At 55.8% G+C, this 16,243-nt stretch carries 25 protein-coding genes and 1 riboswitch; of the genes, 20 read left to right on the top strand and 5 right to left on the bottom strand.

Annotation, left to right across the window (positions count from 1 at the left end):
• Positions 1-3: 3 nt before the first annotated feature.
• From M9920_12355 to M9920_12335, 5 genes are read right to left on the bottom strand one after another with little or no spacing between them, the layout of a single operon-like run.
• Positions 4-651, bottom strand: coding sequence for a cytochrome c (locus M9920_12355; protein ID MCO5053084.1), 648 nt, complete (start codon positions 649-651; stop codon positions 4-6).
• Positions 651-1,190: a DUF3341 domain-containing protein gene (locus M9920_12350; GenBank protein ID MCO5053083.1), complete on the bottom strand. Its 540-nt coding sequence runs from the start codon at positions 1,188-1,190 to the stop codon at positions 651-653. The genes M9920_12355 and M9920_12350 overlap by 1 nt, the downstream gene beginning before the upstream one ends.
• Positions 1,190-2,608: a polysulfide reductase NrfD gene (nrfD, locus tag M9920_12345; protein MCO5053082.1), complete on the bottom strand. Its 1,419-nt coding sequence runs from the start codon at positions 2,606-2,608 to the stop codon at positions 1,190-1,192. Before nrfD ends, M9920_12350 begins: the two co-directional genes overlap by 1 nt.
• Entirely contained in the window at positions 2,608-5,931 is a 3,324-nt protein-coding gene (locus M9920_12340; protein ID MCO5053081.1) for a TAT-variant-translocated molybdopterin oxidoreductase, read from the bottom strand. The genes nrfD and M9920_12340 overlap by 1 nt, the downstream gene beginning before the upstream one ends.
• Positions 5,928-6,596 carry a cytochrome c family protein gene (locus M9920_12335; protein MCO5053080.1) on the bottom strand — a complete coding sequence of 223 codons (669 nt, stop codon included), beginning with the start codon at positions 6,594-6,596 and terminating at the stop codon, positions 5,928-5,930. The genes M9920_12340 and M9920_12335 overlap by 4 nt, the downstream gene beginning before the upstream one ends.
• Before the next feature lie 451 nt (positions 6,597-7,047).
• A riboswitch (SAM riboswitch) is annotated at positions 7,048-7,186 on the top strand.
• Positions 7,187-7,354: 168 nt separating this feature from the next.
• Here M9920_12335 and thrC point away from each other — a divergent pair.
• The 20 genes from thrC (at position 7,355) to M9920_12235 (ending at position 16,180) form a co-directional block, all read left to right on the top strand.
• Positions 7,355-8,614, top strand: a complete 1,260-nt coding sequence (thrC, locus tag M9920_12330; protein ID MCO5053079.1) for a threonine synthase — start codon at positions 7,355-7,357, stop codon at positions 8,612-8,614.
• Positions 8,615-8,634: 20 nt separating this feature from the next.
• Positions 8,635-8,892 carry a type II toxin-antitoxin system RelE/ParE family toxin gene (locus tag M9920_12325; GenBank protein ID MCO5053078.1) on the top strand — a complete coding sequence of 86 codons (258 nt, stop codon included), beginning with the start codon at positions 8,635-8,637 and terminating at the stop codon, positions 8,890-8,892.
• Entirely contained in the window at positions 8,885-9,076 is a 192-nt protein-coding gene (locus tag M9920_12320; GenBank protein MCO5053077.1) for a hypothetical protein, read from the top strand. The genes M9920_12325 and M9920_12320 overlap by 8 nt, the downstream gene beginning before the upstream one ends.
• A gap of 83 nt (positions 9,077-9,159) precedes the next feature.
• Positions 9,160-9,417 (top strand): DUF4258 domain-containing protein, encoded by a 258-nt coding sequence (locus M9920_12315; GenBank protein ID MCO5053076.1) that lies wholly within the window; start codon positions 9,160-9,162, stop codon positions 9,415-9,417.
• Positions 9,414-9,629, top strand: a complete 216-nt coding sequence (locus M9920_12310; GenBank protein ID MCO5053075.1) for a DUF2283 domain-containing protein — start codon at positions 9,414-9,416, stop codon at positions 9,627-9,629. The genes M9920_12315 and M9920_12310 overlap by 4 nt, the downstream gene beginning before the upstream one ends.
• Positions 9,630-9,722: 93 nt before the next feature.
• Complete coding sequence (locus tag M9920_12305) at positions 9,723-10,289, top strand: SMI1/KNR4 family protein (GenBank protein ID MCO5053074.1); 567 nt, start codon at positions 9,723-9,725, stop codon at positions 10,287-10,289.
• Between the two features lie 18 nt (positions 10,290-10,307).
• A complete protein-coding gene (locus M9920_12300; protein ID MCO5053073.1) occupies positions 10,308-10,448 on the top strand; it encodes a hypothetical protein in 141 nt (46 codons plus the stop codon).
• Positions 10,445-10,684: a hypothetical protein gene (locus M9920_12295; GenBank protein ID MCO5053072.1), complete on the top strand. Its 240-nt coding sequence runs from the start codon at positions 10,445-10,447 to the stop codon at positions 10,682-10,684. Before M9920_12300 ends, M9920_12295 begins: the two co-directional genes overlap by 4 nt.
• On the top strand, positions 10,666-10,965 hold the full coding sequence (locus M9920_12290; GenBank protein MCO5053071.1) for a PIN domain-containing protein: 300 nt from the start codon (positions 10,666-10,668) through the stop codon (positions 10,963-10,965). The genes M9920_12295 and M9920_12290 overlap by 19 nt, the downstream gene beginning before the upstream one ends.
• On the top strand, positions 10,962-11,099 hold the full coding sequence (locus M9920_12285; GenBank protein ID MCO5053070.1) for a hypothetical protein: 138 nt from the start codon (positions 10,962-10,964) through the stop codon (positions 11,097-11,099). The genes M9920_12290 and M9920_12285 overlap by 4 nt, the downstream gene beginning before the upstream one ends.
• A 142-nt stretch (positions 11,100-11,241) precedes the next feature.
• A complete protein-coding gene (locus M9920_12280; GenBank protein MCO5053069.1) occupies positions 11,242-11,505 on the top strand; it encodes a hypothetical protein in 264 nt (87 codons plus the stop codon).
• Positions 11,505-11,882: a PIN domain-containing protein gene (locus M9920_12275; protein MCO5053068.1), complete on the top strand. Its 378-nt coding sequence runs from the start codon at positions 11,505-11,507 to the stop codon at positions 11,880-11,882. Before M9920_12280 ends, M9920_12275 begins: the two co-directional genes overlap by 1 nt.
• A 121-nt stretch (positions 11,883-12,003) precedes the next feature.
• On the top strand, positions 12,004-12,486 hold the full coding sequence (locus M9920_12270; protein ID MCO5053067.1) for a type II toxin-antitoxin system VapC family toxin: 483 nt from the start codon (positions 12,004-12,006) through the stop codon (positions 12,484-12,486).
• The gene (locus M9920_12265; protein ID MCO5053066.1) at positions 12,473-12,667 is read left to right on the top strand and encodes a hypothetical protein; all 195 of its coding nucleotides are present in this window, start codon (positions 12,473-12,475) and stop codon (positions 12,665-12,667) included. Before M9920_12270 ends, M9920_12265 begins: the two co-directional genes overlap by 14 nt.
• Positions 12,668-12,670: 3 nt before the next feature.
• On the top strand, positions 12,671-12,946 hold the full coding sequence (locus M9920_12260; GenBank protein MCO5053065.1) for a MoaD/ThiS family protein: 276 nt from the start codon (positions 12,671-12,673) through the stop codon (positions 12,944-12,946).
• 110 nt (positions 12,947-13,056) lie between these two features.
• Entirely contained in the window at positions 13,057-13,344 is a 288-nt protein-coding gene (locus tag M9920_12255; protein ID MCO5053064.1) for an NIL domain-containing protein, read from the top strand.
• A 25-nt stretch (positions 13,345-13,369) separates the two neighbouring features.
• Positions 13,370-14,104 carry a prepilin-type N-terminal cleavage/methylation domain-containing protein gene (locus M9920_12250; protein MCO5053063.1) on the top strand — a complete coding sequence of 245 codons (735 nt, stop codon included), beginning with the start codon at positions 13,370-13,372 and terminating at the stop codon, positions 14,102-14,104.
• 102 nt (positions 14,105-14,206) lie between these two features.
• On the top strand, positions 14,207-15,412 hold the full coding sequence (gene sucC, locus M9920_12245) for an ADP-forming succinate--CoA ligase subunit beta (protein ID MCO5053062.1): 1,206 nt from the start codon (positions 14,207-14,209) through the stop codon (positions 15,410-15,412).
• A gap of 12 nt (positions 15,413-15,424) precedes the next feature.
• Positions 15,425-15,802 (top strand): hypothetical protein, encoded by a 378-nt coding sequence (locus tag M9920_12240; GenBank protein MCO5053061.1) that lies wholly within the window; start codon positions 15,425-15,427, stop codon positions 15,800-15,802.
• A gap of 114 nt (positions 15,803-15,916) precedes the next feature.
• Entirely contained in the window at positions 15,917-16,180 is a 264-nt protein-coding gene (locus M9920_12235; protein ID MCO5053060.1) for a hypothetical protein, read from the top strand.
• Positions 16,181-16,243: the final 63 nt, after the last annotated feature.

Below are 16,243 nucleotides of genomic sequence, written 5' to 3'. Positions count from 1 at the left end.
CGCTTACTTGTTGAGTGTGGCCCGCAGTTCCGGTGAAAGGTCATCCACGGTGCCGAGCTGGCTGAGCTGCAACGCGCGCAAATAACCGACAATCGCCCAGCGATCGGTGACGGAAATTTGTGACGCATACCCCTGCATCACGCCCTTGCCATGACTGATAATGTGAAAGACCTCCCCATCCGTCAGTTCAACGATGCGCTTGTCGTGCAGGTTGGCGACCACCGCCATCGCCCCAATTTTTTTGGTGATGCCCGTGCCTTCCCCGGTCTTCCCGTGGCACGGTGCGCAATAGATGTTGAATTCGCGTTCGCCGCGCGCGAGGAATCCACCCGTTATCGGGAACGGATTCAACTCAATGAAATTAGTCGTGCCGGTCTGGCGCCCCGTGTTCATCGGCGCGTCTTCAAACGAGTAAACCTCGCGTCCCGCCACTTGCAGCGGTTTTTCCTGGGCGATGGTGCCGTCGGGCGGCAATTGCGAACTGAGTCCGTTCGGAAAAAATCCGTTGGCGGTTTGCGGGCGCAACTTGGCCTGACGCTTCATGTCCGGGAAAATCTGGATCGGGCGATTGCGCGATAGATCTCCGCGCCGCCCGGCAATCAGCATGACGCCCAGCACCAAAATGCCCAAAGTGATGATAAAGTAGCGCATTATTCCTCCACCATTTCGATGCGCTTGCTGCCGGCGCCTTCAAGCAGCTTGCGGGTTTCGGTTTCAGAATACTTGGGATCGGACGTTTCGATCACCACGAAAAACTTGTCATGCGTCACCAACGCAAAGCGACGGTGCTTCAGCAACGGATGATGCAGTTTCGGAAGGCGGTTCAGGAATAACATGCCGCCGATGGCGCCAAACGCGCCGAACAGAATGGTTAATTCGTAGGAAGGCGGGAAGGCGCCGAACGGACTGAACATCGGTTTGCCGCCGATGATGATTTGGTAATCCACCGCGTTCATCCACCAGATCATCAACATGCCCGTCGTGTAACCGGTCACGCCGCCCAGGAACGCGAACCAGCCGACCTTGGAGTTTTTCACGCCCATGGCGCGATCCATGCCGTGGATGGGAAACGGCGTGAACACGTCCCATTTGCGGAAGCCGGCGTCGCGGATTTTTTCCGCCGCGTGTAATACCGTCGGGGTATTTTCAAATTCAGCAAGAATGCCAAAAGCTTTTGCGTGAGTGCTCATCAATGATGTCCTCCGTTGACGCCCGCCTCGGGATGATGCGGATCCGCCTGGGGCGTAACGCCTTTAATTTCTGATACGGCGATCATGGGTAGGAAGCGCATGAACAATAGGAACAAGGTAAAGAACAAGCCAAATGTGCCGAGGTAGGTGCAAACGTCCACCCACGTCGGTTTGTAATAATCCCAACTGGAGGGAAGGAAATCGCGATACAATCCCACCACCACGATCACGAACCGCTCGAACCACATGCCGATGTTCACAAAGATCGAAAGAATCCAGACCACGACCAGGTTTTGGCGGATTTTTTTGAACCAGAACAACTGCGGCACAAGCATGTTGCAGCTCATCATCATCACCCAGCCCCACCACATCGGCCCCAGCGCGCGGTTCATGAAGTGGAAGCGCTCCATCGCCGAACCGCTGTACCAGGCGATGATGAATTCCATGATGTAGGCGTAGCTGACGATGCAGCCCGTTGCCAGCGTCACCTTGCACATCACATCAATGTGACGCTTGGTGATGATGTCTTCCAGATGGCACATGCTGCGCAGCGGAATCAAAAGCGTCAGCACCATGCCGAACCCAGAGAAGACCGCGCCCGCCACGAAGTACGGCGGAAAGATGGTGGTGTGCCAGCCCGGCAACTGCGAGACGGCGAAGTCCAGCGACACGATCGAGTGAACGGACAACACCAGCGGCGTGGAGAGACCGGCCAAAATCAAATAGGCCTTTTCGTAGTTGCTCCAGTGCCGGTTGGAGCCGGTCCAGCCGAACGAGAACAGGCCGAACAGGAATTGTTTGATCTTGGTCTTGGCCCGGTCACGCAACATGGCGAGATCGGGAATCAGCCCCACGTACCAGAACAAAACGGAGACGGTAAAATAAGTGGAAACCGCAAACACGTCCCACATCAAAGGCGAACGGAATTGCGGCCACAGACCTTGATAGGTGGGAATCGGAAACAGCCACCAGTCAAACCAGACGCGGCCGACGTGGATGGCTGGATAAATGCCGGCGCACATCACCGCAAAAATGGTCATGGCCTCGGCGGCGCGATTCACCGCCGTGCGCCACTTCTGCCGCAGCAGATAGAGAATCGCGGAAATCAACGTGCCCGCGTGGCCGATACCGATCCACCACACGAAATTGACAATATCCCAGCCCCACATCGTGGGATGTTGGTTGCCCCAAACGCCAACGCCCGTGGCGATTTGGTAGTACAGCATGGCGCCCAATAAACCGAGCAGACAGAGGCTGGGCACGAACGCCGCCCACCACCATTTGGGCGTCCGGCCCTCGGTTACGGCGCTGACGCGGTCGGAAATCCAGCCAAAACTGCGCTGGTTCGCAACCAACGGCTCCCGCACCAACTCCAGCGGAGTGACGGGCACTTTTGTGCGTGTGGCGGCTTCAGACATCAGAGCGCTCCTTCGTTAATCTTCGCGCCGGAATGTGACGACGTTTCACTGTCTCCATGAGTAAATGGATTTCCATTCTTTAATTCAAATTCCTCGAACGTAAACGGCGCGGTGTAATCCGGCATGGCCGGATTCGGATTGCGCACCTTGGCGAGATACGTGACCCGCGGCTTGGTCTTCAGGAAGTCCAGAACCGCATAATTGCGCTGCTGCTCCTTGAGCTGCGAAACCTGACTCTTCGGGTCCAACGTGTTGCCAAAAACAATCGCGCCGGCCGGACAGGCCTGTTCGCAGGCGGTCTTGATGACGCCGTCGGGCACCACGACGTCGCCCGATTCGCCCGCTTTGATCTTTTGCGCGATTTTCGCGGCCTCGATGCGTTGCACGCAGAACGTGCATTTTTCCATGACGCCCCGCATCCGAACCGTGACGTCCGGATTTTTGAGCATCCGGATCAAATCCCACTCCTGCTCCGAACGCATGCCGGATTCCGGGTCGCGCCACCAGCGCTTCAAGTCCCATTCATCATCGGTGGAGTGCAACAGCGCTGTGGCGTAGAACGGGCCTTTCAACTCGGACAGCGGGCGCTTGTTGTAATCCAGGTAATTGTAACGGCGCACCTTGTACGGACAGTTGTTGGAACAATACCGGGTGCCGACGCACCGGTTGTAAACCATCACGTTCAATCCCTCGCTGTCATGCACGGTGGCGTTGACCGGGCAGACGTTTTCGCACGGCGCGGCTTCACAGTGCTGGCACAACATCGGCTGGTTCACCGCCTGCACGTTGTCAATCCACTCGTTGAACTGCTGATCCTGATCGCGCTTGAAAGTCTCGTCATTGAACCACTGGCCCCAAGTGTGTTCCTTGGAACTCGCCGAGAAATAGCGGTCAATCCGCATCCACTGCATCTCGCGACCGCGCGCCACCAAATCCTTGCCGACGATGGGAATATTATTTTCCGCCTGACAGGCCAGCACACACGCGCCGCAACCGACGCAAGTGTTGAGATCAATCGCCATGCCCCACTGATGTAACTTCGATCGGCGCTTGGGATCGTCCAACGGATTGGGATACATCGGCGATTCGTCCGGCGCTTCCGGCGCGTTCATCCGCTGCGCAAAATCCGGATGCGTCTTGAACTGATCCAGGTTCGCCTCGCGGACAATCGCCCGCCCTTCCATGCTCCAGTGCGTTTGCGTGCAGGAAATCGGATATTTATGACCGAGCCGGCGCACTTTGGCGCCGGTGGCGATATAGCCGGTCTGGGTGCTTAGCAACGGATAGGCATCGAACCCGGCGCCCACGCCGACCCGACCCGCCTTGCGACGTCCGTAACCAATCGCCATGCCGAGCGAGAAATCCGCCATGCCGGGCTGCGTCCAAATCGGCCCGACCACTTTTCGATCGCCAATGGAAACCTCGACGACTTCGTTGTTTTGTACGCCCAACTCGCGCGCCGTCTTGCGGCTCACCAACACCGCGTTATCCCAGGTAATCTTCGTGACGGGATCCGGCAACTCCTGCAACCAGCCGTTGTTGGCGAAGCGGCCATCGTCCACTTTCGCATCCCGATACAGGACGACTTCCAAATTGTCCTTGCCGACAGTCACGCTATTGGCTTGCTGCACGGCGGCGCTGACCGCGGAACTCACCACGCTCGCGCTGACGGCCTTCAACCCGTTGCCAGCCGCGAAACCATCATGGAGAAACTTGTTCCATGCCGCTTCAGACGCATCGCCCGTGAGGCTGGCAAACGTCGCGCGCACGATCCGGTTTGGGTTTAGCTCCGCCAATCCAGCGAGCCGCGACAAAAATTCCAGATCCGTCACCCCGCCAAACAGCGGCGCAATCAGCGGCTGAATCGGCACTAGCGTGCCATCATTGGCGCGCGCGTCACTCCATGATTCCAGATAATGCGTCTCGGGAAAATGCCAGTCAGCCTGCTCGCCCGTTTCATCTTCGTAATAGCCCAGGCGAACGACCGTTTTGGCTTTGCGCTGCGTGGCGGCCCAATTCAAATCCGCAGGCGCGTTATGCACCGGATTTCCACCAAGAATCGCCAGCGTCTCCACTTCACCACGGTTCAACGACTGCGCCAACTCACTCAACCCGGCAGAAATAACGGACGGCGCTTCAACCAATGCCAAAGTCTTCCCAATCGCCCCCAACTTCTCATTGATGGCCGCAGCAAGCAGGTGCGCCACCAACGGCTGTCCCACCCCCACCACGACCAACGCTTTACCGGCGCTCGCCTTCAAGTCCTTGGCACATTCTGAAATCCATTTGGGATCCACCTGCGATTTGGCCGCCGCCGCCAGATTACCCACGGCAATTCCCAGCTCAGCCGCAATCGCGGCAGTGACTGAAAGCACCGTGCTCGCCGGAACGCGCAACCGGTGATCCGCGTTCATGCCGGTCACCGTGAACAACGATTCCACCGAGTAGAGCCGATTTAATTTATCTTTTGGCGAAGCAATTTTCCGGCGACTCGTGAATTTACGAATGCTGCTGAACGCTTCGTCCTCGTTCCCTAAGAAATCGCAATCAAGCGACAAAATCGTATCCGCCGCGTCGTAATGGAAAATGGGCCGCACGGATTTGCCGAACGCCTGACTGGCGGCGCGCTGATAAATTCCCGTGTCCACCGCGTCGTAGGTGTACCACTTGGCCTGCGGCAATTTCTTCGTTATCTCCTGCCGCAAACGCTCCCGCGAGGGCGAATGGGTCTGCTCGACCAGGATCGCCAAACCTTGACCCTGATTTGCACTGAACTGGCGCGCCTGCCCATCCAGAAAATCCGTCGCTTCACTGGCCGTCGCCACCGCGCGCCCCCCGCCCGCCCCTTTGGCGAAGCGCATGGCGCGGTCGGGGTCATACAAATTCAGAATGGATGCCTGCGCAAACTGATCCGTGCCGCCGTTGCCACCAGGGAACAGCGGATTGCCCTCCAGCTTGATCGGACGACCCTCATACGACTTGGCCACGAGCGGAATCGCACCGCTGCGCGTCGGCATGGCGGTGGCAAAATATTGCGCGGTACCGTGGATGTAATTCTCCGGCGCTTTGCCGAAGGGCATCAGCTTGTCTTCCGGACGCCGACAACCCGTTGCGCCCAACCCGATGCCGGCCAGCGCCAGCGAGGCGGACATGATTTTGACAAAGTGGCGGCGCGAAACCGGATCGGAGAAATCATCGGAGTTCGCGGGAAATTCACGTTCCAAAAACTCTTTGAACTCGGGCGTTTCGGACAGTTGCTCCAAGCCGCGCCAATAGACGCGACCGGACTGGAGTTGGCGATCAGGAGCAGGAGGATTTTTCATCGGTGACAGGCTGAACAGTTGTTCATTGACTCGACGCGAAAATCGTGGACGAACTTCTTGCCGAAGGCCTCCTGCCGTTTGGCAGCTTCGTTCGGATCTTCACTGGGAGTCCAACTGAGATCGGTAATCTTATCCGCCGGACGCACTTTGGACGCGGGATTATTATGGCAATCCAGGCAGAACGACATGCTCAACGGCTTGGCGTGATAAACTTCCTCCATTTGATCCACGCGCCCATGACATTCCACACAACTGATGCCCCGGTTGACGTGAACCGCGTGATTGAAATACACGAAATCCGGCACGCGATGAATCTGCACCCACGGAATCGGCTTGCCGGTGGCGGCGCTCTCGCGCACCAGCGCCAGCCGTGGATCGTCCTTCAGCACCTGGTTGTGGCAGTTCATGCACGTCGAGCTGGAGGGGATGTTGGAAAACCAGGATTTTTCCACCGCGCTATGGCAATACCGGCAATCAATGCCCAATTGCCCCGCGTGCGTGGCATGAGAGAAGGCCACCGGCTGGATGGGCTGATAGCCAACTCGAAAATATTTCGGCGTGAAATAATACCACACGCCCGCCGTGACAGCTCCGGCTGTCAACGTGCCGCCTATGATGATCATCAACGGCAGCTTGTTGGTCCACTTCGGAAAAATGGCTGACATCGCAAATCGCTTTCAGTCCGTCGCAATAACTAATGAATACAAAACACCCATAGAAAAATCGGCTCAACGCCAAGCCGACTTCACAGGAAAAAATCGCGGGGGAAGGAATAATTCAACCCAACCAACCCCGCAACGACAAAAAATGATTACTAAGCCCCTCACCCGACTGCAAGACTCTTTGTGAAATTTTTCACTACTTTCGGTCGGAGTAATGCAACCAATAAGTTTTTGATGAACGCACCACCGCTCCGTTTCGGAAACTCACTGAACAACTTTTTCTCGTAATTCGGCTTCTTCATCGTCCATGCCGCCCTCAACCGAATATCGCCAGCCCTGCGAATCTCTGCGCTTGGCCACTCGATCGGATTCTCAGCGCGACACCCGTGCGGAAATAATCTTTTGACAATGTTTAACCGCCTCATCAATCTATCCGCATCCGTTGATAACAACGGTCTCATGTAGAGTGGCTGAGGGACTGGCCCGATGACGCCACGGCAACCGGTTGAAGCGCGAGTTTCAATGCAGGTGCCAATTCCAGCTCGCTGCAGGCGCGGATGTTGAATCCACGCAGCCGACGAGAAAAATGAGATGAGCGTAAAAAATTTCCGCCCTGTCTCTCCATGAGTCAGGGCTTTTTGTTTGCCTGTAGAAGCGACGACCCGTCGCTTAAGCGTGGTGGCGACGCCCTCGCCGCCAATTACGAGTATGACAGATAGATGAAACATTGCGACGAGGGCGTCGCCGCCACGAAAAGATTTATGAGTGAAAAACACGATGGTTACATGAAGGCGCTCAAGTGTCGCGAGTGCGGCCGCGAATATCCGCTCGAAGCGACCCACGTTTGCGAGTTCGACTTCGGCCCGCTCGAGGTCGCCTACGACTACGACCGCATCAAGAAGTCTTTGACCAAGGCCGCCATCCAATCGCGCCCGAAGGCGATGTGGCGTTATCGCGAATTGCTGCCCGTCGCAAATGAACCCACCGTCGGCACGCAAGTCGGTTTCACGCCGCTCGTGAAGGCGGATCGCCTCGCCAAAGCGCTTGGCATTCGCGAACTCTGGATCAAGAACGACACGGTGAATTACCCCACGCTCTCGTTCAAAGACCGCGTCGTCAGCGTCGCGTTGAGCCGCTCGCGCGAACTCGGTTTCACCACCGTCGCGTGCGCGTCCACGGGCAACCTCGCCAATTCCGTCGCCGCCAATGCCGCGAGCGCGGGCCTGAAATCCTACGTCTTCATCCCGTCCGATCTGGAACAAGGCAAGGTCGTCAACTCGCTCGTTTATGGCGCGAACGTCATCGGTATCAAAGGTCATTACGACGAAGTGAACCGGCTCTGCGCCGAGATCGCGGGTAAGTTCGGTTGGGCGTTTGTAAACGTGAACATGCGCCCCTACTACGCCGAAGGCTCGAAGAGTCAGGCTTACGAAATCATCGAACAACTCGGCTGGAAAATCCCGCAACACACCGTCGTGCCGATGGCCTCCGGCTCATTGCTGACGAAGGTTCACAAAGGCTATCAGGAATTCGTGAAACTCGGCCTCGTGAGTGAAACGAAGTATTCCATTCACGGCGCGCAGGCGACCGGTTGCTCGCCGATCTCGGTCGCACAAAAGGCGGGACTGGATTTCTTCAAGCCCGTCAAACCGAACACGATTGCGAAATCGCTCGCCATCGGCACGCCGGCGGACGGCTTCTACGCATTGCGCGTGATGAAGGAAACCGGCGGCGCGGCCGACGACGTGACCGACGACGAAATCCGCGAAGGCATCCGCCTACTCGCCGAACACGAAGGCATCTTTGCGGAAACGGCGGGCGGCGTGACCGTGGGCGTGGCGAAGAAACTCATTGCGTTCGGGAAAATTCCGGCGAATGATTCCGCCGTCCTCTGCATCACCGGCAACGGCCTGAAAACACTCGACGCCGTCGTGGGCCACGTCGGCAAGACCCGCGAAATCAAGCCGAGCCTGCGGGAGTTCGAGACGATGCTGGCGAGTGAGGAGAAAGTCTCAGCGTAACCTGCGCTGAAAGAAAGCCCGTGGCCGCTCAACGCTACCAAATCAAATACGCGGAGTCCGCGCTGGATGATTTACGTTCCATCCCGAAGCGGGAAGCGGAGCAAATTCTCCGGAAGATTCAGCGACTTGAACAAGGTTTGCTCGGCAACATCAAGCGGCTGCAAAATGCCGATGTGGCTTTTAGGTTGCGCATGGGCGACTATCGGATTCTATTTGACGTGGTTGGCGACAGGATTTTGGTTCAAAGAATCGGCAACCGGAAGGACGTTTATGAGTAATGCGATAGCAGAGAAACCGACTGCGCAAAAGCAGCGAAAACTGGTGATTAAACAAATCTCCTCCCTGCGCGAGCAAGTGGAGGATTTGCACGACTATCTCGACGTGCTGGAAGCGCGTGCGCAGAACAAAGGCAAACGCTCTTATTCGACCGACGAAATTCGCAAACAACTGGGCCTCGCTTGAGCAAGACGCGTGAAATCAAGCCGAGCCTGCGGGAGTTCGAGGCGATGCTGGCGAGTGAGGAAAAGGTCAGCGCGTAAACCAAGATGAACTTTCAGTTTTCCAAGCACGCGGAAACTGAACTCAGCTTGCGGCAGATTCCGCGAGCAACGGTTGAAGTCGTTCTGCGCCAGCCGCAGCAAATCGTGCCGGAACATCCGCCGCGAAAGGCCTATCAATCCAAAGTGGATTTCGGCGATGGCCGGACGTTTCTGCTGCGAGTGATTGTGGACGACACCGTGGAACCTGCTATCGTAGTGACGTTGTACCGGACGAGCAAAATCAACAAATACTGGAAGCCATGAAAGTTATCTACGACTCCAAAGTGGACGTGCTCCACGTGCTTTTCAGCAACGCGCCTATTGAGGAGAGCGACGAGGACAAACCCGGCGTCATTCTTGATTACGACAAGGACGGCAACGTGGTGGGCGTGGAAATCCTTGACGCGCAAAAACGCCTCGGCGGCAAAGCCAATGTGCGCGAAGTACAACTGGAAGGCGTGGCCCTGAGTCAATGAAGGACAAGACGCGTGAAATCAAGCCGGGCCTGCGGAAGTTTGATGTGATGCTGGCGAGTGCGGAAAAGGTGAGGGTGTAGTCTTCGTGCATTTGTGAATCAGTCCCTTCAAAACTTGATAAAGCTGGCGCCACCGCCGGTCAATCCGGTTGCACCCGGATCATCAGATGCTTGGCAGCAAATTGAGTGCGAAATGGCCACACCGCTGCCCCAAGATTTCAAAGACTACATTCAAATCTATGGGGCTGGCCAGTGGGGTGATTTCTTCGGAGTGCTGAATCCATTTTACAAGTGGAAGCATCCGCAAGCACAAGAGAGTTGGCGCGAATGGATGCAAATGCGATTCACGGGATTCAGCGAGCAACAACGGAAGTATCCCAAGTATAACGCACCGTTCCAAATACATCCTGCTCCAGATGGTCTGCTTGCATTTGGTTATGACGATAATGGGGGCACTCTGTGTTGGCAGACTTCGGGCAATCCAGATTCATGGCGGATCGTCTGTCTCGACGGAAAACTGTCTGAAGAATATGATGTATTTGACATGACGCTGACAGGCTTTCTTGATTCCCTGATAAGTGAAAAGATTTCACCTAAAACTTTTGCCCCAGATTTTTTCCCAATCAGACAACCAGCATTTCGACCTTACACAACACAGTAACAGGCAAGTAAAAGATTTATGGCAAAGAAAGCCCGCATCCCCACGCCGCTCCGCAAGTTGACCCACAACGAGGAGTTGGTCGAAGTCAACGCCGCCACCATTGGCGAAGCGCAGAGTGAGGTTGTGATTCGTGCATTTGCTGGTATTTTTGCGACATGAGCGTTTTGGAATTAACCGACGATCAGGTACTGTCGCTGGTGCGTCAGTTGCCCTCCGCGCGCAAACGCAAAGCCCTGCTGGCCTTGGCCGAGGAAGCGGAAACCCGCCATGAGGAGCGGATGCGCTTCGCCGAGGCACAATTACGTCGTCAGTGCGCTGAACGTGGACTGAACTGGGATCGCCTCTCCGAAGATCAACGTGAGGAATTCGTGGACCGATGGTTGCACGAGGATTGATTGTGGCGCTTACCGTCGTTTTTGACACTAACATTCTTTTTTCAGCAACCGGCTGGCGGGGCAAGCCATTTGAATGTGTGGAGCTGGCGCGAGCGGGAAAAATCCAAGCGGTCACTTGCGCCGAGTTGATGGATGAGTGGGCCGAGAAACTGGAACTCAAATTTGGTTTTACCGCCGAACAAAGCGCCGAAACAATCGCCCGCTATTTGAGCTTTGTCCGTCTCGTCAAAATCCCAGGACGCTTGAGGCGGTGCCGTGCGACCCGGATGACAATGCGGTGATTGAATGTGCCATTGCGGGCAAAGCAACCTATGTCCTCAGTGGCGACAAGGATTTACTGGATTTGAAGAAGTTTCAGAGCATTGAGATTGTCCGCGCCAGCGAGTTTCTAGAGCTCATAGCGAAGCAAAGTTGAAATTAAATTTATGCCAAAGAAAGTCCGCATCCCCTCGCCGCTCCGTAAGTTGCCCCACAACGAGGAGCTGGTCGAAGTCAACGCCGCCACCATTGGCGATTGCGGCTTGGCAGGCAAGATTTGAACGTGTTAGGTTGCAATCGTGAAAACTCTGACTGTGCAGGAAGCCAGCCGCAACTTGAAAGAGTGGGTTCACCGCGCTGTTGAAGGCGAAGCGGTCGCCATCAATGATGGTGGTTGCACAGTTTTACTCCAACCGGTTTCCCAGACCGCCACAGACCTCACCAGAGGACGCGAGGCGCTGCGACGGTTGCAATCCCGGTCGCGGCTCACATCCAGTCTGGCTAAAAGCTACCTACGAGAATTACATGCCGAACGTCTGGCCCACGAAAATGTCAGCCGATAATGATCCATCTGGATACGAATTATCTGATCGGTCTCGTAGTGCGCGGCGCGACTCCGGCAGCCCATGTGGATCAATGGCTGGCCGATGGGGAAACTTGGGGGGCGAGCGCGCCAGCGTGGACGGAATTTTTGAACGGACCGGTAAGCGCGAATGAAATCGCCTTGGTGGAAACAGTTATTGGCGGGAACGTCGTGGGGTTTGAAAAAGCCACCGCAGCCCTGGCGGCACAGTTGTTCAATCAGACTGGTCGTCGCCGTGGTTCGCGATTTGATTGTTTGATCGCCGCCACAGCGATTGCATCCAACGCTGAGTTGGCCACCGAAAATGAGAAAGATTTTGCTCCGTTTGTTCCGCAAGGATTGAAGCTGAAAAATTGAAATTGAATTTATGGCAAAGAAAGTCCGCATCCCCACGCCGCTCCGCAAGTTGACCCACAACGAGGAGCTGGTCGAAGTCAACGCCGCCACCATTGGCGAGTGATTTGCAATTCAGCAAACCGTGCGCATCTACATCGAAAGCACCATTCCGAGCTATATTGTCGCGCGCCCGGCCCATGACCTCCTGCAAGCCGCCCGCCAACAGCTCACCAAGGATTGGTGGGAGATGAAACGCGGCAGCCATGAACTTTACACCTCGCAAGTTGTGCTGGATGAAGTCGCGTTTGGCGAGCCAGCCATGGCCCAACTTCGCCTCAAAACTCTGCAAAGTGTACCGTTACTTTTAGCGACCGATGAAATCAAGGAAGTCGCCCGCAAGATTCAACATTCAGGACTCCTGCCCATCACCGCTGACCGTGATGCCGTGCATATTGCTCTCGCCAGTGCCTATAACCTGGATATACTTTTGAGTTGGAACTGTCGGCACATCGCCAATGCAGCCATTCAGACAAGGTTGCGACGTTTGATGGAGTCGGCAGGTTTCGAGCTCCCGGTCATTTGCACGCCGGAAGAACTGATGGATGGCGATTATGAAAGCGACTGACATTAAATCAACAGACGAAACCGGCGATCTGGTGCTCAAAGAAGTGTGGCGTGCGAAGGATACGCTTTCCGCGTCTTACGGTCATGACCTGGACAAGCTGTTTGTCGAAACCCGCAAACGGGAACAAAATTCAAAACATCCTGTCGCCAAGCTACCCGTAAAGCGCCGCACTAATTCTTGATTTATGGCAAAGAAAGTCCGCATCCCCACGCCGCTCCGCAAGTTGACCCACAACGAGGAGCTGGTCGAAGTCAACGCCGCCACCATTGGCGAGGCGATCACCGAATTGCAGTCCCGCTACCCCGGCATCGCCGAGCGGTTGGTGGACGAAAAAGGCGAAGTCCGCCGGTTCGTGAATATCTATGTGAACGAGGAAGACATCCGCTTCCTCCAGAATTCACAGACCCCGCTCAAGGACGGCGACGAAATCAGCATCATTCCGGCAATCGCCGGCGGTTAAAGTCAACCGCTCCAGCTGCAGCAGGTAAAATTACGAGTGGCGAACGGGGCACGAGGCGGCCACTATCTACCCGGGCCTTTTGAATTTTTAACTCTGAACTATTAATTGTCATGGCAGCCAAAAAGAAAAAATCAGTTCGCACCACTCCGCAAACGCCACAACGCACGCGTCTCTGGCTGATGTATCCGCCCCGGCTCATCACCAAACCGCTCGTCTGGCAGTTGGGGCAGAAATTTCAACTGGTCACCAATATCCGCCAAGCCAGCGTTACGGACGAAATTGGCATTGTGTGTTTGGAACTGGCGGGTGAACGCGCGGAAGTAAAGGCCGCCATCAAGTGGCTGGAAAAAACCGGCGTCAGCGTCGAGCCGGTCGAGATTGGCGTCATCGCCAATTAAACTCGACTCCGAAAAGACTGCGAGCATGTCCTCGCCCGCCGCCAACGCTGCCGCCTCGCGCAAAGCAACAACGCTCGCCTTCACGTTGATCGAGCTGTTGGTGGTCATCGCGATCATTGCCATCCTGGCGGCGCTGTTGCTGCCCGCGTTGAGCGCGGCCAAGGACCGGGCCGCCCGGATTTATTGCCTGAATAATTTGCGGCAGATCAATCTGGCCATGCGCCTGTACGCGGACGATAACGCGGACACGTTTCCCATCCATGATGACTGGCCCACGTACGGCGGTCAGCGTGGCAATGATCCGAAATATATTGCCAGTAGTGTCTGGCCCACCAACCGCCCGCTAAACGTCTATGCGCAAAACCTGCAGGTCTTTCACTGTCCGCGCGATAAAGGCGATGCGCTCAACAACATGAGCGACCCGGTCTGGGTGGCTTACGGCAATAGTTATCTCGTGCCCTTTGCCCTGGATAGTTTCCGGATGAAATACGTGACCGCCGCCAAGAGTCTGATCAACATCAGTCCGCCGGTAAAATCGAGCCGCTTCACCCGCACGGACAACAAGGTCATCGTGGGCGATTGGCCCATCCACGGCAATCGCCCCACCTCCGATCGCCGCACTCAGTGGCACACCCGAACCCGCAAACGGATCCTGAACCTTTCGTTTGCGGATGGCCACGCCGTCTATTTTACCTTCCCGGAAAACTATTCGCCGGCCGACGAAAATATCGTTCCGGATCCCAATTACCTCTGGTGGTAAAACCGCCACGCCACCGCGACGCCGCTGCATCACCAAGCTTTCAGCTTGGGTTAAAGATTGATTTTGTTTCCAAAGCGGCGTTCAATGAAAACCGCTTTTGAAATGAACATTCACGAATATCAGGCCAAACAATTACTCGCTCAACACGGAGTCACGGTGCCTCCCGGTGAAGTTTGCACCACGGCGGCGGAAGCTCAGGCGGTCGCCGAAAAACTTTTTGCCGGCGGCAATAAACTCGTCGTGGTGAAATCGCAGATCCATGCCGGCGGACGCGGTAAAGGCACGTTCAAGAGCGGCTTTCAAGGCGGCGTGAAATTATGCAAAAGCGCGGCAGAAGTTCATGAAAAAGCCCAGGCCATGCTCGGCCAGGTGCTGGTCACCAAACAGACCGGACCGGACGGCCGCCTTGTGAAAAAGCTGCTCGTGGCAGCGGCGGAAGAAATCAAAAAAGAATTTTATCTTGCGGTCCTGCTGGATCGCGCCACGTCGCGTCCGCTCCTCATGGCTAGCACCGAGGGCGGCATGGACATCGAAGAAGTCGCCGAGAAGCATCCCGAGAAAATCATCAAGGAACACATTGACCCCGCCGTCGGTATCATGCCGTATCAGGCGCGCAAAATCGCGGCGGCGCTCGGCTTGAAGGGTGACGCCTTCAACAGCGGCGTGAAACTGCTCATGGGCGTTTACAAGACGTGGTGGGAATGCGACGCGAGCATGGTGGAGATCAACCCGCTCTGCATCGTCGTCGGTGCGGATGGCAAGGAAACGTTGTCCTGCGTGGACGCCAAGATCGGCCTCGATGATAATGCGCTCTATCGTCACAAAGATATTCAAGCGATGCGTGATCTGGGCGAAGAAGCGCCGTTGGAAATCGAAGCCAGCAAGTATGCGCTGAATTACATCAAGCTCGACGGAAACATCGCCTGCCTTGTGAACGGGGCTGGTCTCGCGATGGCAACGATGGACATCATCCAGCATTACGGGGGGATGCCCGCAAACTTCCTCGACGTCGGCGGCGGCGCAAGCAAGGATCAGGTCACGGCCGCGTTCAAAATCATCCTGCAAGACCCGAATGTGAAAGGCATTTTTGTCAACATCTTCGGCGGCATCATGGATTGCGACATCATCGCCAGCGGCATCGTTGCGGCCGTGCGAGAAACGGGATTAAAGCTGCCGCTCGTCGTGCGACTCGAAGGCAACAACGTCGTCGCCGGCAAAAAAACCTTGGCGGGATCCGGCCTCACACTCATCACCGGCGACACGATGGCCGACGCCGCGCAGAAGGTGGTAAAGGCGGTAACCTCGTAAAGGCGTACGGATATGTTGCTCTTGATCAAGACCGAAATGGATATGTACCGCTTGACCACTAAACTTAATGAGCTTCGCACTTCGGAAGAGCATGCACCCGTACATCTCGAAAATAATTCTGGTAAAGCACCTGTGGGATACTTGATGCCACCGGATATAGGCCAACTGGTGCTTTATCGAAATTCCGATCCTGTTCAATTCGCAGAAGTGGCGGAATGGCCTTACGTCCTCGAAGTCAGGAAGATGCCTGTTCAGTCCAAGGTCCAGGAAGAGATCGCTTGGACTCAATTGAAGATGCTTGGCGCCTACCTTCGCGTGAACAACATCGCTTCGGCGGTCTTAGCCGTCCAACACCCAAAGTCAGGGATTGAGCGAGTTCTTACAGAATGAGATAGAATCATGCTTGAAGTCACCGAAATCGCTTTTAATTGTTATCTCGTCATTGACATGGCGTGAGCGCAGAAGTTTTACGAAATATAGCACAGGTATAGTCAACAGGGCGCAATGGCACGGAAAGGCGAACAATGGGAACAACCCAAGCCGGTAGCGAACGACTTGGCGTCGTATCGTCGCTTGATTAAATTGCAGAAACAGATGATTGAACTGTCCCAGCGGCACGAATGTTCCCGGCGCGAATGCGAAGCGCTCCGCGATGCGGTCGCGCGGGAGGCCGTCGCCCGCCAAGGTTTGCTGGGACGGCTGCGAGTGTCCGCGACCAAGTTGTTCAAGCGTTCACCCATCGCCCTCGCGCGCCAATTATTTTCCTGAACCACAAACAACCGAAAGGCCCGTCATGTTGAAAGTCACTGAAATCGCATTTTGTTGTTACGC

This window comes from Verrucomicrobiia bacterium, from assembly GCA_023953615.1.
GTDB lineage: Bacteria > Verrucomicrobiota > Verrucomicrobiia > Limisphaerales > JADLHS01 > JADLHS01.
The sequence above is the reverse complement of the archived record's forward strand: the minus strand, read 5'-3'. Positions and strand labels throughout refer to the sequence as shown.